14 protein-coding genes and 1 pseudogene are annotated in these 15,195 nt (G+C 62.7%); 10 read left to right on the top strand and 5 right to left on the bottom strand.

What is annotated here, in order from left to right; all coding sequences use genetic code 11:
* Positions 1–11: 11 nt before the first annotated feature.
* The gene (gene truB, locus HMA55_RS04360) at positions 12–905 is read right to left on the bottom strand and encodes a tRNA pseudouridine(55) synthase TruB (protein WP_181191841.1); all 894 of its coding nucleotides are present in this window, start codon (positions 903–905) and stop codon (positions 12–14) included.
* Positions 906–936: 31 nt separating this feature from the next.
* Here truB and HMA55_RS04355 point away from each other — a divergent pair, with 31 nt between their 5' ends.
* The 4 genes from HMA55_RS04355 (at position 937) to HMA55_RS04340 (ending at position 5,661) form a co-directional block, all read left to right on the top strand.
* Positions 937–1,908: a bifunctional riboflavin kinase/FAD synthetase gene (locus tag HMA55_RS04355; protein ID WP_181191840.1), complete on the top strand. Its 972-nt coding sequence runs from the start codon at positions 937–939 to the stop codon at positions 1,906–1,908.
* Positions 1,909–2,859, top strand: a complete 951-nt coding sequence (locus HMA55_RS04350) for a nucleoside hydrolase (RefSeq protein WP_181191839.1) — start codon at positions 1,909–1,911, stop codon at positions 2,857–2,859.
* A 103-nt stretch (positions 2,860–2,962) separates the two neighbouring features.
* The gene (gene rpsO / locus HMA55_RS04345; RefSeq protein WP_181191838.1) at positions 2,963–3,232 is read left to right on the top strand and encodes a 30S ribosomal protein S15; all 270 of its coding nucleotides are present in this window, start codon (positions 2,963–2,965) and stop codon (positions 3,230–3,232) included.
* Positions 3,233–3,372: 140 nt separating this feature from the next.
* A complete protein-coding gene (locus HMA55_RS04340) occupies positions 3,373–5,661 on the top strand; it encodes a polyribonucleotide nucleotidyltransferase (protein ID WP_181191837.1) in 2,289 nt (762 codons plus the stop codon).
* 64 nt (positions 5,662–5,725) lie between these two features.
* On the opposite strand, the gene HMA55_RS04335 is transcribed toward HMA55_RS04340, so the two are convergent.
* Together HMA55_RS04335 and HMA55_RS04330 are read right to left on the bottom strand one after the other, a co-directional pair.
* Positions 5,726–7,309 (bottom strand): succinic semialdehyde dehydrogenase, encoded by a 1,584-nt coding sequence (locus HMA55_RS04335; protein ID WP_181191836.1) that lies wholly within the window; start codon positions 7,307–7,309, stop codon positions 5,726–5,728.
* Positions 7,310–7,403: 94 nt separating this feature from the next.
* Positions 7,404–8,465 (bottom strand): oxygenase MpaB family protein, encoded by a 1,062-nt coding sequence (locus tag HMA55_RS04330; protein WP_181191835.1) that lies wholly within the window; start codon positions 8,463–8,465, stop codon positions 7,404–7,406.
* Between the two features lie 123 nt (positions 8,466–8,588).
* Here HMA55_RS04330 and HMA55_RS11225 point away from each other — a divergent pair.
* A pseudogene (locus tag HMA55_RS11225) lies at positions 8,589–8,951 on the top strand (DUF6230 family protein); the annotation flags it as partial.
* 54 nt (positions 8,952–9,005) lie between these two features.
* On the opposite strand, the gene HMA55_RS04325 reads toward HMA55_RS11225, so the two are convergent.
* Positions 9,006–9,248 (bottom strand): hypothetical protein, encoded by a 243-nt coding sequence (locus HMA55_RS04325; protein ID WP_181191834.1) that lies wholly within the window; start codon positions 9,246–9,248, stop codon positions 9,006–9,008.
* Between the two features lie 9 nt (positions 9,249–9,257).
* Entirely contained in the window at positions 9,258–9,770 is a 513-nt protein-coding gene (locus tag HMA55_RS04320; protein ID WP_181191833.1) for an AMIN-like domain-containing (lipo)protein, read from the bottom strand.
* A gap of 253 nt (positions 9,771–10,023) precedes the next feature.
* Here HMA55_RS04320 and dapB point away from each other — a divergent pair, with 253 nt between their 5' ends.
* The 5 genes from dapB to HMA55_RS04295 all read left to right on the top strand — a co-directional run bounded on the left by dapB (position 10,024) and on the right by HMA55_RS04295 (position 15,180).
* Positions 10,024–10,767, top strand: a complete 744-nt coding sequence (gene dapB, locus HMA55_RS04315) for a 4-hydroxy-tetrahydrodipicolinate reductase (RefSeq protein ID WP_181191832.1) — start codon at positions 10,024–10,026, stop codon at positions 10,765–10,767.
* Complete coding sequence (locus HMA55_RS04310) at positions 10,768–11,400, top strand: FAD-dependent thymidylate synthase (RefSeq protein ID WP_181191831.1); 633 nt, start codon at positions 10,768–10,770, stop codon at positions 11,398–11,400.
* 36 nt (positions 11,401–11,436) lie between these two features.
* Positions 11,437–12,345, top strand: coding sequence for a 4-hydroxy-tetrahydrodipicolinate synthase (dapA, locus tag HMA55_RS04305; protein ID WP_181191830.1), 909 nt, complete (start codon positions 11,437–11,439; stop codon positions 12,343–12,345).
* Positions 12,346–12,347: 2 nt separating this feature from the next.
* Positions 12,348–14,480 carry a ribonuclease J gene (locus HMA55_RS04300; protein WP_235961732.1) on the top strand — a complete coding sequence of 711 codons (2,133 nt, stop codon included), beginning with the start codon at positions 12,348–12,350 and terminating at the stop codon, positions 14,478–14,480.
* Positions 14,481–14,553: 73 nt separating this feature from the next.
* Entirely contained in the window at positions 14,554–15,180 is a 627-nt protein-coding gene (locus HMA55_RS04295) for a TIGR03085 family metal-binding protein (protein WP_181191829.1), read from the top strand.
* Positions 15,181–15,195 lie beyond the last annotated feature (15 nt).

The raw sequence follows: 15,195 nt of genomic DNA, 5'->3' as shown, positions 1-15,195 counted from the left end.
GGGCGCTCGGGCTAGAGAGTCGACGGGCGCGCCACGAATACCGTGGCCAGGCGCTTGCCCTGTTCTTTCACCAGCGCTACCGCCCGCCCGTCCGGCCCCACCGCCGCGTGCACCCCTGAAAGCCCCCGGGGCTCGAGCCACTTGCCCATCGCTAACGCTTCGTACTCCTCGGCCGTGACGTGCAGCACCGGCCAAGCGCGCGTGAGCGCCTCATCCAACCCGAGTGACAACTCCGCTGAGTTGTTCAACTCTTCCAGCGTGCGGGCGTCGCTGAGGGAGAAGGAGCCGACACGGGAACGTCGTAAAGCAATCAGATGCCCGCCCACTCCTAGCGCTGCGCCGAGGTCGCGGCCCAGCGAACGGATGTAGGTGCCGGACGAGCAGTGCACCCGCGCGTCCACGTCCACGTACTCGCCGTCGCGCCGGATCTCGCGGAGCTCGAAGGCGTGGATAGTCACCTCACGCGCGGGAATCTCTACCTCTTCACCGGCACGCACCAGCTCGTGTGCGCGGCGCCCACCGATCTTGATCGCGGAGACCTTCGAGGGGACCTGCATGATCGTGCCCGTCAGCTTCTGCACCTCCGCGCGGATCGCGTCATCGCTTACCCCGGAGGCATCACGCTTGTCGACGGTGTCACCTTCGGCGTCATCCGTTGTGGTCGATTCGCCGAGGCGGATGGTGGTCTCGTAGACCTTGTCCTCTGCCACGAGGTGGGCCAGAAGCTTCGTGCCGCGCTCGATGCCCGCCACGAGCACCCCGGTGGCCATGGGGTCCAGCGTGCCGGCGTGTCCGACCTTTCGGGTGCCGAAGAAGCGGCGCAGGCGGGCCACTACGTCGTGGCTGGTCATGCCAGCTGGCTTGTCCACGACGACGATTCCGGAGGTTGCGAGGGGATCGTTCATGCCTGCCGAGTATGCCGTACTGTATTAGCCCGTGGATATTCTGCGCGGGCTTGCGAGTGTGCCGGGTTCCTTCGCGGAGACCGGCACGGTGGTCACTATCGGTGTGTTCGACGGTGTGCACCGCGGTCACCAGCTGCTTATTTCCAAGGCGGTGGACACTGCCCGCGAGCTTCAAGTGCCGTGTGTGGTGATGACTTTCGACCCGCATCCGGTGACCATTTTCGCCCCCGAGCATGCCCCCCGCGCGCTGATGCCCCTAGATGAGCGCGCCCGCCACATCGCCGAGTTGGGGGTGGACGCGCTGTTGGTCATCGATTTCCGCGAAGAACTGGCCGGGTTGCGGCCACAGGAGTACGTGGACGATGTGCTGGTCGGGTACCTGGGGGCGAAGCACGTGCTGGTGGGGGAGAACTTCACCTTCGGCCGCGATGCCGAAGGCACTGCCGCGACGATGGCGCAGTTGGGGGAGCGGGCCGGAGTAGACGTGACCATCGTGCAGCTGCTCGGCGACGGGGGCGTGCGGATATGTTCCACCGCGATCCGGGACCACCTCTCCGGCGGAGACGTCGCCCTGGCCACGGACTTCATGGGGCGGCCATTTTCCGTGATCGCGCCAATCGAGCGCGGCGCGGGTAGGGGTGGTAAGGAGCTGGGCTACCCCACGGCGAACCAGTACGCCTCCGATACTGCCGCAGTGCCGGCGGACGGTGTGTACGCGGGGTGGCTCACCATCATCGATGACGGTGCGATCGACGGCGACATGGAGCCCGGCGTGCGCTACCCAGCGGCGATCTCGGTGGGCACGAACCCGACGTTCGGGGACGCCCGGCGCAGCGTTGAGTCTTTCGTGCTGGACCGGGACGCGGACCTGTACGGCCGGATGGCCCGGGTCGAGTTCGTCGGGAAAGTCCGCGACATGGTGAAGTTCAATTCCGTCGACGAGCTGCTGGATAACATGGCCCGTGACGTTCAAACGACCCGCGAGATCCTAGGAGTGGCGTAAATGGCTCGCAAACTCATCCTCGACGTGGACACCGGCATTGACGATGCCCTCGCCATCGCGTACGCGTTGGCATCGCCGGAGCTCGAACTGATCGGCGTCACCTGCACCTACGGCAATGTCGAGGTTTCGCAGGCAGTTCGCAACTCCCTGGCCATCCTCGAACTGTTCGGCCGCACCGACGTACCCGTCTACGCCGGACCGCAGCGCGACGGGTTCGAGGTGATGGAGATCTCCCAGTTCATCCACGGGATGAACGGCATCGGCGAGGCCGAGCTTTACGACGCCGCGCGTGCAGTCGAGCCGCTGTCCGCGGTGGATTTTTTGGTGCAGTCTGTGCACCGCTACGGCGACGACCTGGTCATCGTGCCAGTCGGCCCGTTGACCACGGTGGCCGAGGCCGTGTCTACCGACGACCACTTCGCCACCCGCGCCCACATCGTGTGCATGGGGGGTGCGTTGACCGTGCCGGGTAATGTCTCGCCGTTCGCGGAAGCCAACATCAACCAAGACCCTGAGGGTGCGGACCTGGTCTTCCGCCAGTGCGTGGACATCACCATGATCGGCCTCGACGTCACGCTCCAGACGCTGTTGACCACGGTCGAAACGAAGCGTTGGAAGGATCTCGAAACCGCGGGCGGGGATTTCCTGGCAGAGGCGACGAACTATTACATCAAGGCGTATGAAACCACGGCACCGCACTTGGGCGGCTGCGGGCTGCACGATCCGCTGGCTGTCGCCGTAGCGGCAGATCCGAGCCTGGTGGAGACGTTGGCCATTAACTTGAAGGTGGACACCGAAGGGCCGTCGAGAGGCCGCACGATCGCCGACGAGACGTGCCTGAACGATCCGGTGAAGTCCGCCCGCGTCGCGGTCGGGGTAGACGCGGAGCGCTTCCTCGAAGAATTTATGAGCCGGTTGACCGGTTTGGCCCGCGAAACCCCGGTCGTGTAACCTCTTGCGAGGTCTTGCGCCACCCGACTGTGGTTCGCGGCGGTCGCGGCGCAGCGAAGACGTTTTCCGTAGAACGCGAACTGAAATAACCAAGGAGTACCTCATGGCACTGTCCACTGAGAAGAAGGCTGAGATCCTCAAGAACTACGGTCTGCACGAGACCGACACCGGCTCCCCGGAGGCGCAGGTTGCGCTGCTCACTGAGCGGATTAACAACCTGACCGAACACCTGAAGGATCACCAGCACGACCACCACTCTCGCCGTGGCTTGCTGCTGCTCGTCGGCCGTCGCCGTGGCCTGCTGAAGTACCTGCGCGAGAACAACGTCGAGCGCTACCGCGACCTGATCGGTCGTCTGGGCCTGCGCCGCTAATCGCCGCAGAAGCTACAGCGCGAAACTACGCCTCACCTGCACGGTGGGGCGTTTTTTGTTATCATCATTGGCCGTTGCGTGAGAAACACGACAAAGGCGGCACCGATGATCGCCACACACCTTCAAGGAGAGGGATCTTTTTGAGCAACTTCACGCCGAGCAATTCCCACGCGGTCCACGTGGATGAGGAATTTGGCATTACCGAAGCAGTAGCCACTCTGGATAACGGCGACTTCGGTTCCCGCACCATCCGCTTCGAAACTGGGCAGCTCGCGCGCCAGGCCGACGGGTCGGTGACCACGTACCTGGACGACGAGACGATGCTGCTGGCCACCACGACCGCCTCCAATCAGCCGCGCGAGGGCTTCGACTTCTTCCCGCTGACAGTGGACGTGGAAGAGCGCATGTACGCCGCGGGCAAGATCCCGGGCTCATTCTTCCGCCGCGAGGGCCGCCCGTCCACGCAGGCGATCTTGGCCTGCCGCTTGATCGACCGCCCGCTGCGTCCCACCTTTGTGAAGGGTCTGCGCAACGAAGTGCAGGTTGTCATCACCGTGATGTCGCAGCACCCGGAGGAGTACTACGACGTCGTTGCCATTAACGGTGCGTCCGCGGCCACCCAGCTCTCCGGCCTGCCGGTCTCCGGTCCGGTCGGGGGCGTACGCATGGCGCTGCTGGCGGACGACAAGCACCCGGAAGGCCAGTGGGTGGCTTTCCCGAACCACGAGCAGCACGAGCGCTGCCTGTTCGAGATGGTCGTCGCCGGCCGCATGGTCGAGCGCAAGCGCGGCCGCAAGACCGAAGAAGACGTCGCCATCATGATGGTGGAAGCTGGCGCAGGCGTGAACGTGGTCCAGCAGATCGAGGCAGGGTATCCGGCGCCGACCGAGGCCACGGTCGCCGAGGGGCTCGAGGCAGCCAAGCCGTTTATCGCGACCCTGTGTCGTGCGCAGCGTGATCTGGCAACGGAGATGGCCAAGGAGACGAAAGAGTTTCAGCTCTTCCCGGCCTACTCCGACAAAGTTTTCAACGCCGTTGAGAAGAAGGCCTCCAAGAAGCTTTCCAAGCTGCTCACCATCAAGGGCAAGGCGGAGCGCGATGAGGCCACCAACGCGTACATGGAAGACATCGAAGGAAGCCTGATCGACGACTTCGACATCGACGACGATGACCGCGACGAGTATGCCGCAGCTTCGAAGGAGATCCGCGCCGCGTACAACGCGGTGATGAAGCAGATTGTGCGCGAGAAGATCCTCACCGAAGGCTTCCGCATCGACGGCCGTGGCGTCACCGACATCCGTGACCTGGAGGTAGAGGTTGAGCTGATCCCGCGCGCACACGGTTCCGCCCTGTTCGAGCGCGGCGAGACCCAGATTCTCGGCGTGACCACGCTGGACATGCTGAAGATGGAGCAGCACCTGGATTCGCTGCACCCGGAGGACTCCAAGCGCTACATCCACCACTACAACTTCCCGCCGTACTCCACGGGTGAGACTGGACGCGTCGGCTCCCCGAAGCGCCGCGAGATCGGCCACGGTGCGCTCGCCGAGCGTGCGCTCGTGCCGGTGATCCCGTCGCGCGAGGAATTCCCGTACACCATCCGCCAGGTCTCCGAGGCGCTCGGCTCCAACGGCTCTACCTCCATGGGTTCGGTGTGCGCGTCCACGTTGTCGCTGTACAACGCCGGTGTGCCGTTGGCTGCGCCGGTGGCGGGCATCGCCATGGGGCTAGTCTCCGGCGAGGTGAACGGGGAAACCGAGTACGTAGCCCTGACCGACATCCTGGGCGCTGAAGACGCGTTCGGGGACATGGACTTCAAGGTTGCCGGCACCCGCGAGTTCATCACCGCGTTGCAGCTTGACACCAAGCTCGACGGCATCCCGTCGACCGTGCTGGCTGACGCGCTGAACCAGGCCCGCGATGCCCGCGAGGCAATCCTGGACACCATGGCCGAGGTCATCGAGGGCCCCGACGAGATGAGCGCGCTGGCGCCGAAGATCACCACGGTGAAGGTGCCGGTTTCGAAGATCGGTGAGGTCATTGGTCCGAAGGGTAAGACCATCAACCAGATCACCGAGGACACCGGCGCTGAGGTCTCCATCGAGGATGACGGCACTGTGTTCGTCTCCGCCGCCTCCGGCGAGGCTGCGGACGCCGCGATTGAAAAGATCAACGCAATTGCAAACCCGCAGATGCCGAAGGTGGGTGAGCGTTATCTGGGAACTGTGGTCAAGACCGTTGCGTTCGGTGCGTTCGTGTCCATCATGCCCGGCACCGACGGTTTGATTCACATCTCCAACCTGGGCGGAAACACCCGCGTCGAAAACGTGGAAGATGTCATCAACGTCGGCGACAAGGTCGAGGTTGAGATCCGCGACATTGACAACCGCGGCAAGATCTCGCTGGTTCCTGTCGAAGACGGCGAGTAGCCGAAGGCTCGTCGACAAGCGGGCGCTCCAGCACTGGGGCGCCCGCTTTCGCTTATCGACGTTCCTACGGCAGGAAACGTAACTTCTTACCTAGATCCAGCGCGGTTGTCATGAGCTCGCCGTAGTATTTACGCGGCATCTGCTTCGGGCCGCGCATCGGCATGATTCGTTGCTCCGAAATGTTCTTGACCTCGGTGTACTTGGTTAAGCCCTCTGGGCCGTGGCGGCGTGCCATTCCAGACTCCTTGACGCCACCGAGCGGGGTAGAGACCGAGGCCCACGTAGCCGCGTAGCCGTCGTTGATAGTGACGCCACCGGAGTCCACCTGCTGGGCAATCTCCCATGCCGTGTCAGGAGCACCGAAGACGGACGCGTTGAGGCCGTACCTCGTGGTGTTTGCCAGGCGGATTGCCTCATCGGTATCCGCAACCCGCTGGACGTAGACGACGGGGCCGAACACTTCCTGCGTGAGGAGGTCCGCATCCTCTGGAACGTCCGTGAGCACTGTCGGCTCGAAGAAGAACGGCCCAAGGTCAGGGCGGGGCTTGCCTCCTGTGACCACGGTTGCGCCTTTCGCCACGGCATCGTCTACGAACTGTTGCACGGTATTGAGCTGGTCCTGGTTGATCAGCGAGCCCATCTGATAGTTCCAGTTCAGCCCTGAGCCGAGTTTGATACGCCGAGTGGCTTCACGCAGCGCGCCCGTAAACCGGTCGAAGATCTCCTCCGGGACGTAAATGCGCTCGATGGACACGCACAACTGGCCGGAGTTGGAGAAGCAGGCGGTGGCGATCGTGTCAATATGCGCTTCGATATCAGCGTCCGGTGCGATGATCATCGGGTTTTTTCCGCCTAGTTCCGCGGAGTAGCCCACGAGGCGTTCTCCGACGACTTTGCCCAGCAGTTTGCCGGTCTTGGTGGAGCCGGTGAACATGAGGTAGTCACAACGCTCTGCAATCGCTTGGCCCACCTCGCTGCCCGCGCCGGTGACAATTTGGAACACGTCGTGGGGGAGCCCGGCGTTGAGCAACAGGTTCAGCGAGATGATGTTGGAAAACGGAGTGTTCAGGTCTGGCTTTGCCACAACAGCGTTCCCCGCGACCAATGCCGCGAGCGCGTCGGATATGCCAAGGGCCAACGGGTAATTCCACGGGCTGATTTGGCCGACAACGCCTTTTGGCACCCGCTGCTCAGCCGTCTTTGTGATGAAGGGGAACGCTCCCGGCCGCGACTTTATCTCCAGCTCTTCGGCGGCGATGTTGGCGTAATAGCGCGCATTGTTCATCACGTCCAGCACCTCGTCGTACGCTGCGGTACGGTCCTTGCCCGTCTCCAACTGGACGATGTCTGCCAGCAGTTCACGGTGCTGCTTTACTAGGTCGTGGAAACGGTTAAGCAGGGCCGCCCTGTGCTTTACCGGCTTCGCCGCCCACAGCGGCTGTGCTCGGCGAGCGAGGCGGAACGCTTCTTCGACATCCTCGACGGTACCTACACCGACCCATCCGAGCTCACCTTCGAAAAACGGGGATGTCACCGACTTCCGCTCGCCGGTGTAGAGCGAACCAGTGGTGGCATTGGTTGTAAATTTTTGCAGGCGGTCGAGGAAGTCCGCGGGGAGCGGCTGTTCTTTCAATCGGGTGATAGCCATGAGGTCTCCAAACTCAGATGTGATGAAAAGGGCCCCAGCACCACTGGCTCCTATTGGTGAGGACAGGGCCAGCGGTCCTGGGGCGAAGACGGTGTTAGAAAGGGCAGCCGGCGGCGCGACGCTCGTCCGCGTCGCCGCCGTTTTGGGCGGCGCCTGCAACGCTGGTTGACTCGGCTTCGTCGCGGCCGTGGTACGCGTCTGCCAGCTTCGGCTCCTTGTACTTGCCGTCGATCATGCCCGCCTTAATCATCATCGAGCGGCCGGGCTCCATGTAGCGTTTGTCCTCCGGCAAGATGGTGAAAAGCTTCTTCACGCCCCTTGCGATTCGGTCAAATCTCCGCTGATCCTTCTTCGACCACGGCAGATCCAAAATCTCACGCTGCCTGTCGCTCAGCGTGCCGTAAGTGAGCCAGATGACGCTGTTCATCAGCGGCTTCCAAATGACCTTCCATACCGCCTCCGGCACGCCGTCCGGTGCTTTCACCGGCTCCACGCGCGCGGTGCGCAGCGCGAAATCAACAGTCTCGTTTCGCTCTAGGACGGAGTTTTCCATCTCCTCGAAGTACTTGATGTATCCGTCGAGCGTATCGATGACGGGGCGCTCGGACATGCCGTACATGTCCCACCACGTCACGCCCTCTTGGATAATCTGCTCCTTCTCCGCGCGCGTGAAAGGAGTGCCGAAGAGTTCTTGAGCCCAGATAACGCGCCACACAAACGTGGCGTGGGCCCACCAATACACGTCCGGGTTGAGCGAGTGGTACCGCTCGCCGTTACGGAGCTTGCCCTTGATGGTGTGGTGGTAGTCGCGGATCATCTTGGCGCGGGTGCCATCGTCGTAGATCGAGTAGATGATCTGGGGAGTGGAGCGCTCGAGGCGGGCGAACGGCTCCTCAAAGAACTTCGAGTGATCCAGCAGAGACTGGCCGATTGCTGGGTGCATGTTCTGCAGGACGCCGGTGTAGCCGCGGAGGAGCTGGAGACGCTGATCTGAACCCCATTTCCACAGTAGGGAATCCGGGCCGAGCGGTGCTCGCTTCAACTCCCGCTTGGTGCGCTCCGGCTTTTCCAAGTTGTCCGGCTGTGCGAAGCGGGTGCCTTCTGCGGATTCGTTCCTAGGGGTATCTGCTCCTTCAGGTGCAAGTGCGTTAGACATCAGCGATCTTCCTTTTCTCTGAGTGGTCCTGGAGACGAGTACATACAGATGTGAAGTGTAATACTACAATTTAGTCACTGCGAACTGGGTCACTGTTAGTAATTCAAGCGGCTTAAATTTGAGCATGCCTACGCGTCCAATGTTTGTCTTTCCGCTGCGCTGCCCGACGTCCCGGTGGTTGGCGAAGGCACGTTCACGCTAAAGGCGCTGGGCGACAACTGCGTAGAGGTTCGCGACCTTGTCGTCGGCGCGACTGACATCAAGGGTGCTCTCGACCTCACGGATGCCTCGGTGGGTGCCGACGCCAGCCAGTTCAACCCCATGGCGCCCCAGGGGACATGGGGTGAAGCTGCTGGCGCCGAGAAGAAGAAAGAACGAGGAGCGAAGCGCCACCGTGGTGGGCATCGTGCCGAATTAGTGCCCGCATGCGAAAGGTTCAGAGCCTGGAGGAAACAGCGGCCTTTTCTTCCGGGTTTGCTGGTTTAGACGCTATTTAGGGTCGGCATCGCAAAAAGGTTGGGGATGTTTAACGCAGAGACCCTAATCGTTGCCGTTGCCAGGCTCATCTGAGGGCTGCTCGCCGTGGCCGAGCAGCTCCTTGCGCCTCCAGTACGCGTACAACCCGGCCAGGGGAGAGAACCCCAGGAGGAATCCCCACCGGCGTTTGGAGTCTTCGTCCATGTCGCTGCGGTGGATCTCTTTGGAGGTACTGCCCAGGGCGACGATGCCGCCGATGAACATCAGTGTCACGAAACCGAGCCCGAGTAGAGAAATGAGACTCATCTCCGTCTCCTATCTCTGAAAGTCCACGACCACACGGGTCGGGTTCTCCAGCAGGTAGAGGTTGTACGGTCGCTGGGCGTCGAGACCGACGATGTATTGGGCATCCGCCTCGAATATTCCGCCGTCGGCGATTTCCTGGATCCCGCCGGCGGCCACGCCAGTGGGGTCGGCCTTAGCCAGGTCGGCATCGCTTAAGCCCATCGACCACGGCACACCCTGGATGATCAATTCGAAGTACGCGTTGCCGGCTGGCACGAGCGGCAGTCCGGAGGCCTGCTGGCTCGGATCCGGGGTGTAGCCGGCTAGTACGTTCGGCGTGCCAGTGCCGGAAAGCTCCACCACGACGCGGTCGACACCCTCGTGGGAGCCGGCGCGGACGTCTTCGATCTGCAGCTCGGGGTGGCCCGGGTTCTGCAGGCGGGTGTCCTCCAAGGTGAATGGGGTAGCGGACTGGGCGCCTGCCGGGGCCGCCGCTGCGGAGACGTCCTTGGTGTCGGGCTCTGCCGTGCCTTCTGCGGACATGGACGTGGGCGCAGAAGGGGAAGCCGGTGCGGTGGAGCTCGCCGGGGAAGTTGTAACTGATCCGGTCTCCGGCTCAACAGACGGATCCGGCTCTCCCGACCCGGATCCGCAGCCCGCAACGGTCAGAGCGGTCACTGAGAGCGCTGCAAAAAGAGCTCGGCTGCGGGTTGGGCTGAATTTGCCGCTGTGGAGTGTCATAGCCCCACCCTAGCGGGGCTACCATGGCCACCGGAGACCAACAGAAAGGACACCCATGATCAAAGTTGGAGTGCTCGGAGCGGCCGGTAGGGTCGGCTCGGCTGTCGCCGCAGGTGTGAACAAAGCGGATGACCTGGAGCTCGTTGCTGAGGTGAGCGCGGGAGATTCTCTGCAGGTGTTACTCGATAAAGACGTGGACGTGATCGTCGACTTCACCACTCCGGCCGCCGTGATGGGCAATCTCGACTTCTGCATCAACAACGGCATTCATTGTGTGGTGGGCACCACCGGTTTCGACGACGAGCGTTACCAGCAGGTGCGCGACTGGTGCGCGGCGAATGAGGGTGTTGGCGTGCTCGTTGCCCCGAACTTTGCCATTTCCGCTGTGCTCACCATGGCCTTCGCCCGTCAGGCGGCGCCGTATTTCGAATCCGCCGAGGTGGTTGAATACCATCACCCGAACAAGCTGGATGCACCGAGTGGCACCGCGGTAAAAACGGCGCAGGGCATTGCGGACGCGCGTCGAGAAGCAGGGCTGGGCGAGATGCCGGACGCCACCGAGCAAGCGCTCGACGGCTCGCGCGGGGCAAACGTCGACGGAGTTCATGTGCACGCAGTGCGTATGCAGGGCATGGTGGCGCACGAAGAAATCGTTTTCGGCACCACCGAGCAGTCGCTGACCATCCGTCAAGACTCCTACGGCCGCGAATCGTTTGTCCCCGGTGTGCTCACAGGCGTGCGCGAGGTCGCAAGCCACCCTGGGTTGACCATCGGACTCGACAAGTACCTCGGGCTGTAAATGCAGGTCAAGCTCGTTGCCGCCACCGCGCTGCGGCTGTCGCAGCCAGACGGAGTCACCGCGGGGGAGGCTGCAGTTGCGTATGCCTCACTTAGCGACGAGCCTCCGGTTGCCCTCCTCCGGCGCAACGCCGACAACCTCGCGGGCTCCTTCGCCGAGCTTTTGGACCACGCCAGCGCGACACTCCACTTCCAGGATGTCTCGCGGGGCGCGGCGACCGCCCTGCGCAGCTGCGGTCTGGCCGTGTCCGAACGCGGCGGCACCGGGGCAGTAGTCCCCGCGGCCGTTGCGGCCAGCGACGACCTCACCCGCCTGTTTGAAGCGGCAGTGGAGGAAGCGCAATTCGTTCGCCAAGAGCTGCTCCAAGCGCTTGAGGAGGCGATGGCTGACGAGCCCAACGCGCTGGTGCGCCGCAAACGCGCCCGCGAAGCCGCCGAGTCGCTCACCCCGGCAGCCGCCGCCACCGAGATTGTCGCAACGGGGACATTTCGTGTGTGGCGCGGTTTCATCACCCAGCACCAAGGGCGTTTCGAACACGAGGAGAAGCGTGCGTTGGCGCTGGCAGTGCGCGAGATCATGGTGGGAGAAGCGCCGCTGCTTTTTGCGGATTTGCTGGAGGAGGAACGTCGATAAGCAATTGCATCGGAGGGACGGGTATCCTACTGGGCCATGGGCACATCTCTCAAAGCTGATCGAGGGGCCGAAATTTTCGGCTCAGTCTGCGTCGCAATGGTCACGCCGTTTGATTCCGACGGCGAGCTTGACCTGGCGGCAGGCCGCGATCTCGCTGCCCACTTGGTAGAACAAGGAATCGACGCACTGGTGCTCGCAGGCACTACGGGTGAATCCCCGACTACCACTGACGAAGAAAAGATTGCACTGCTGAAGGCAGTGCGTGAAGAGGTCGGAGACAAGGCCCGCATCATTGCGGGCGCGGGGTCGAATGACACCCGTCATGCAGTGGAAATGGCGCGGGCCGCTGATGAGGCTGGCGCTGATGGCTTGCTGGTTGTCACGCCGTACTATTCCAAGCCTTCTCAGGCGGGTGTAGAGGCACACTTCCGCGCAGTTGCGGAAGCTACCGGCCTGCCGATTTGCCTCTATGACATCCCGGGTCGCTCCGGCATCCCGATTGAGGCAGACACCATTCGCGCACTCTCAGAGGTCCCCAACATCACCGCGATGAAAGACGCGAAGGGCGACTTTCTCGACGCAGCGACGCTGATCCAGGAGACGGGGCTGGCTTGGTATTCGGGTGACGACCCGTTGAATCTTCCGTGGTTGAGCGTCGGTGCTACTGGCGTGATTTCGGTGGTGGGCCACGCGGCTCCCCATGCTCTGCGAGAACTTGTGACTTCATTTGAGAACGGCGATCTCACCCGTGCACGGGAAATCAACGCCAAGACCCTAAACGTGCTCGCGCGTCAACAGGGCGCGCTGGGTGGCGTGACATTTGCAAAAGCAGCCCTGCGTCTGCAGGGCATCGAGGTTGGAGATCCGCGCCTGCCGGTCGCCGCGGCGACACGTGAACAGGTAGCGCAACTCCAAAACGACATGACACAGGCTGGAGTCCTATAAATATGAATGAACCCCGCAACCGCGCACGAAAGGTGACGCGCAAGGCTGGACCGCCCGAAGCGGCCGAGCAGCAGCCGGTTTTCCAGGCCCCCAGCGACGCCCCCGCGAGGGATGGCGGCGGTGACGCACCTGCCGAAAGCGACGGCGGAAACGGTGATGACCACCGAGGCGGCCGAGGCGGACAGGGCCGCGGTGGAAACAACCGTGGCGGAAACAACCGCGACAACAACCACCGCGATGACAACAACCACGACGGCCACAACCATGAGGGGCGCGACAACAACGGCGGCAGCAACCGAAACCGCCGTCGCCGCGGCCGTGGCGGCAACAACGGGGGCGGTGGCAACCAAGGCGGTGGCCGTCGCAATCCTATGAAGTCCATGCAGGGCGCGGACTTAACTAAGCGCTTGCCGGCACCGCCGAAGCTGGCCAAGGACACGTTGCGTATCTACGCGCTTGGCGGTATCTCGGAGATCGGCCGCAACATGACGGTGTTCGAATACAACGGTCGGCTCCTCATCGTGGACTGCGGCGTGCTGTTTCCGAACTCCGATGAGCCGGGCGTGGACTTGGTGCTGCCGGACTTCGGGCCGATTGAAAACAAACTGGACAAGGTAGACGCGCTCGTGGTCACCCACGGCCACGAAGATCACATCGGGGCCATTCCTTGGCTGCTCAAACTCCGCCACGACATCCCGATCTACTCATCCAAGTTCACCAACGCGCTGATTAAGGCCAAGACGCAGGAACACCGCCAGCGTCCCAAGCTGCACGACGTGAACAAAGACTCCGAGGTCACTGTCGGGCCGTTCCGCCTCCGTTTCTGGCATGTGAACCACTCCATTCCGGAGTGCTTGGGTGTATCCATCAAGACGGGTGCCGGCCACGTTGTCATGACCGGCGACGTCAAGGTCGACCAAACCCCGTACGACGGTAAGCCGACCGACATCCCCGCGCTGTCGCGCTTGGGCGATGAGGGCATCGATTTATTCATGTGCGATTCCACCAATGCGACGATTCCGGGCATCTCCGCCTCGGAGGCGGGCATTGAGGAGACCTTGACACGCCTAGTGGCGGGTGCCCGGCAGCGCGTCGTAATCGCGTCGTTCGCTTCCAACGTCTCGCGTGTGCAGATGGCTGTCAACGCGGCCGTAGCGAACAACCGCAAGGTGGCGTTCAACGGCCGTTCGATGCTGCGCAACATGGAGATCGCGGAGAAGATGAACCTGTTGCACGCGCCGAAGGGCACGATCATCCCGATCGAGGAAGCAGCCAAGATGGCGCCGCACAAAACGCTGCTCATCACCACAGGCACCCAAGGCGAGCCGATGGCGGCTCTGTCGCGCATGTCGCGCCGCGAGCACCGGCAAATCACCATCCACGACGGCGACACCATCATCCTGTCGTCCTCCCTCATCCCGGGCAACGAGGAAGCCGTGTTCGCCGTGATCAACAATCTCGCCCAGATCGGCGCGAACGTGATCACGAACTCCGAGGCGCACGTCCATGCGTCCGGTCACGGCTACGCCGGCGAGCTACTCGCCCTGTACAACGCCGCGCGTCCGCGGAACGCGATGCCGGTACACGGCGAGTGGCGCCACATGCGCGCTAACAAGGAGCTTGCAATCTCCACCGGCGTGAAGCCCTCCAATACCGCTCTTGCGCAAAACGGAGTCGTGGTAGATATGCATAAGGGCCAGATCAAGGTTGCGGGCCAGTACCAGGTGGGCCAGCTCTACGTTGACGGGACCACTATGGGTGAGGTCGATCCGGATGTTCTCGGCGAGCGCTCCTCCCTGGCCTCTGGTGGTGTCGTGTCCATCACCTGCGTGATCGACGACCGCACTGGCCGCCTGCTGGAGATCCCGCAGGTTTCCACCACGGGCTACTCCGACGATGACCGTGACTTCAACAAGAAGGTCATCGAGGGCGTGGAAGCCGTCATGGGTGATCTCGCCGCTGAGGGCGAGAACGATCCGTTCCGTATGGTGCAGCAGATCCGCCGCAAGGTCTCCCGTGCGATCGAGCAGAACTACAAACGCCAGCCGGTGATTCTGCCGACGGTTGTGCCGATGTCGTCCGAGAACCACATCGCCACTGAGGACGAGATCGCATCCACGCGCGAGTCGCGTTAAGTATTTCGCCTGACCATGTTCAACCCCCTCCGGTCTTCAACAGCTCGGAGGGGGTTTAACCTATGCTGACTGTATGTCTTTCGCTCAAAAGGAACGCGAACGTCTCGCCGAGCTGTTGCTTACGGTCGGGCCCGACGCACCGACGCTCAACGACGGGTGGACTACCCGCGACCTCGCCGTACACCTGCTCATCCGCGAGTCGAAGCCCGTTGCCGCCCCCGGCATCTTCGTCAGCGCGCTTTCCTCGATCACGGAGAAAGAAACCGAGAAGCAAAAAGCCCGCCCGTACGAGGAGGTCGTGCGCGAGTGGTCCGCCGGGCCGCCGGTATGGCTCAAGCCGCTCAATACGGCCATGAATACTTCTGAGCATTTCATCCACCACGAGGATGTGCGCCGGGGTGGGGGAGAGGTTCAGCCCCGCGAGTTCTCTCAGACGGTTAATGAGGAGCTCTTCGCATTGGCGAAGCGCTTTGGCAAACTCACGCTCAGAAACGCACCCGTCCCAGTAATCCTCACCCCACCGAACATGCCGCCGGCCACACTTGGCGATAACGCTGGGGTGGCGCAACGCGGGGACAAGGTGCTGCGCGTTTCCGGGATGCCCGGGGAACTGCTGCTGTGGGTATCTGGACGCGATGCGGTGGAGGTGCAGCTGACCGGTGCCGTGAAGGAGTTCGAAGGCTTCAAAGTCAAGATGTAGCACTTGATTAACCGT

The sequence above is a fragment of the Corynebacterium wankanglinii genome (genome assembly GCF_013601005.1).
Lineage (GTDB): Bacteria > Actinomycetota > Actinomycetes > Mycobacteriales > Mycobacteriaceae > Corynebacterium > Corynebacterium wankanglinii.
This window is presented reverse-complemented; position numbering and strand designations above follow the sequence as displayed.

What these genes read in the sequence shown, in the direction of transcription:
- HMA55_RS04320 (WP_181191833.1), bottom strand. Translation starts at nt 9,770, where the DNA reads ATGTCCGCAGAAGGCACGGCAGAGCCCGACACCAAGGACGTCTCCGCA.
- HMA55_RS04295 (WP_181191829.1), top strand. Translation starts at nt 14,554, where the DNA reads ATGTCTTTCGCTCAAAAGGAACGCGAACGTCTCGCCGAGCTGTTGCTT.
- HMA55_RS04300 (WP_235961732.1), top strand. Translation starts at nt 12,348, where the DNA reads ATGAATGAACCCCGCAACCGCGCACGAAAGGTGACGCGCAAGGCTGGA.
- HMA55_RS04335 (WP_181191836.1), bottom strand. Translation starts at nt 7,309, where the DNA reads ATGGCTATCACCCGATTGAAAGAACAGCCGCTCCCCGCGGACTTCCTC.
- dapB (WP_181191832.1), top strand. Translation starts at nt 10,024, where the DNA reads ATGATCAAAGTTGGAGTGCTCGGAGCGGCCGGTAGGGTCGGCTCGGCT.
- HMA55_RS04310 (WP_181191831.1), top strand. Translation starts at nt 10,768, where the DNA reads ATGCAGGTCAAGCTCGTTGCCGCCACCGCGCTGCGGCTGTCGCAGCCA.
- truB (WP_181191841.1), bottom strand. Translation starts at nt 905, where the DNA reads ATGAACGATCCCCTCGCAACCTCCGGAATCGTCGTCGTGGACAAGCCA.
- dapA (WP_181191830.1), top strand. Translation starts at nt 11,437, where the DNA reads ATGGGCACATCTCTCAAAGCTGATCGAGGGGCCGAAATTTTCGGCTCA.
- HMA55_RS04330 (WP_181191835.1), bottom strand. Translation starts at nt 8,465, where the DNA reads ATGTCTAACGCACTTGCACCTGAAGGAGCAGATACCCCTAGGAACGAA.
- rpsO (WP_181191838.1), top strand. Translation starts at nt 2,963, where the DNA reads ATGGCACTGTCCACTGAGAAGAAGGCTGAGATCCTCAAGAACTACGGT.
- HMA55_RS04350 (WP_181191839.1), top strand. Translation starts at nt 1,909, where the DNA reads ATGGCTCGCAAACTCATCCTCGACGTGGACACCGGCATTGACGATGCC.
- HMA55_RS04325 (WP_181191834.1), bottom strand. Translation starts at nt 9,248, where the DNA reads ATGAGTCTCATTTCTCTACTCGGGCTCGGTTTCGTGACACTGATGTTC.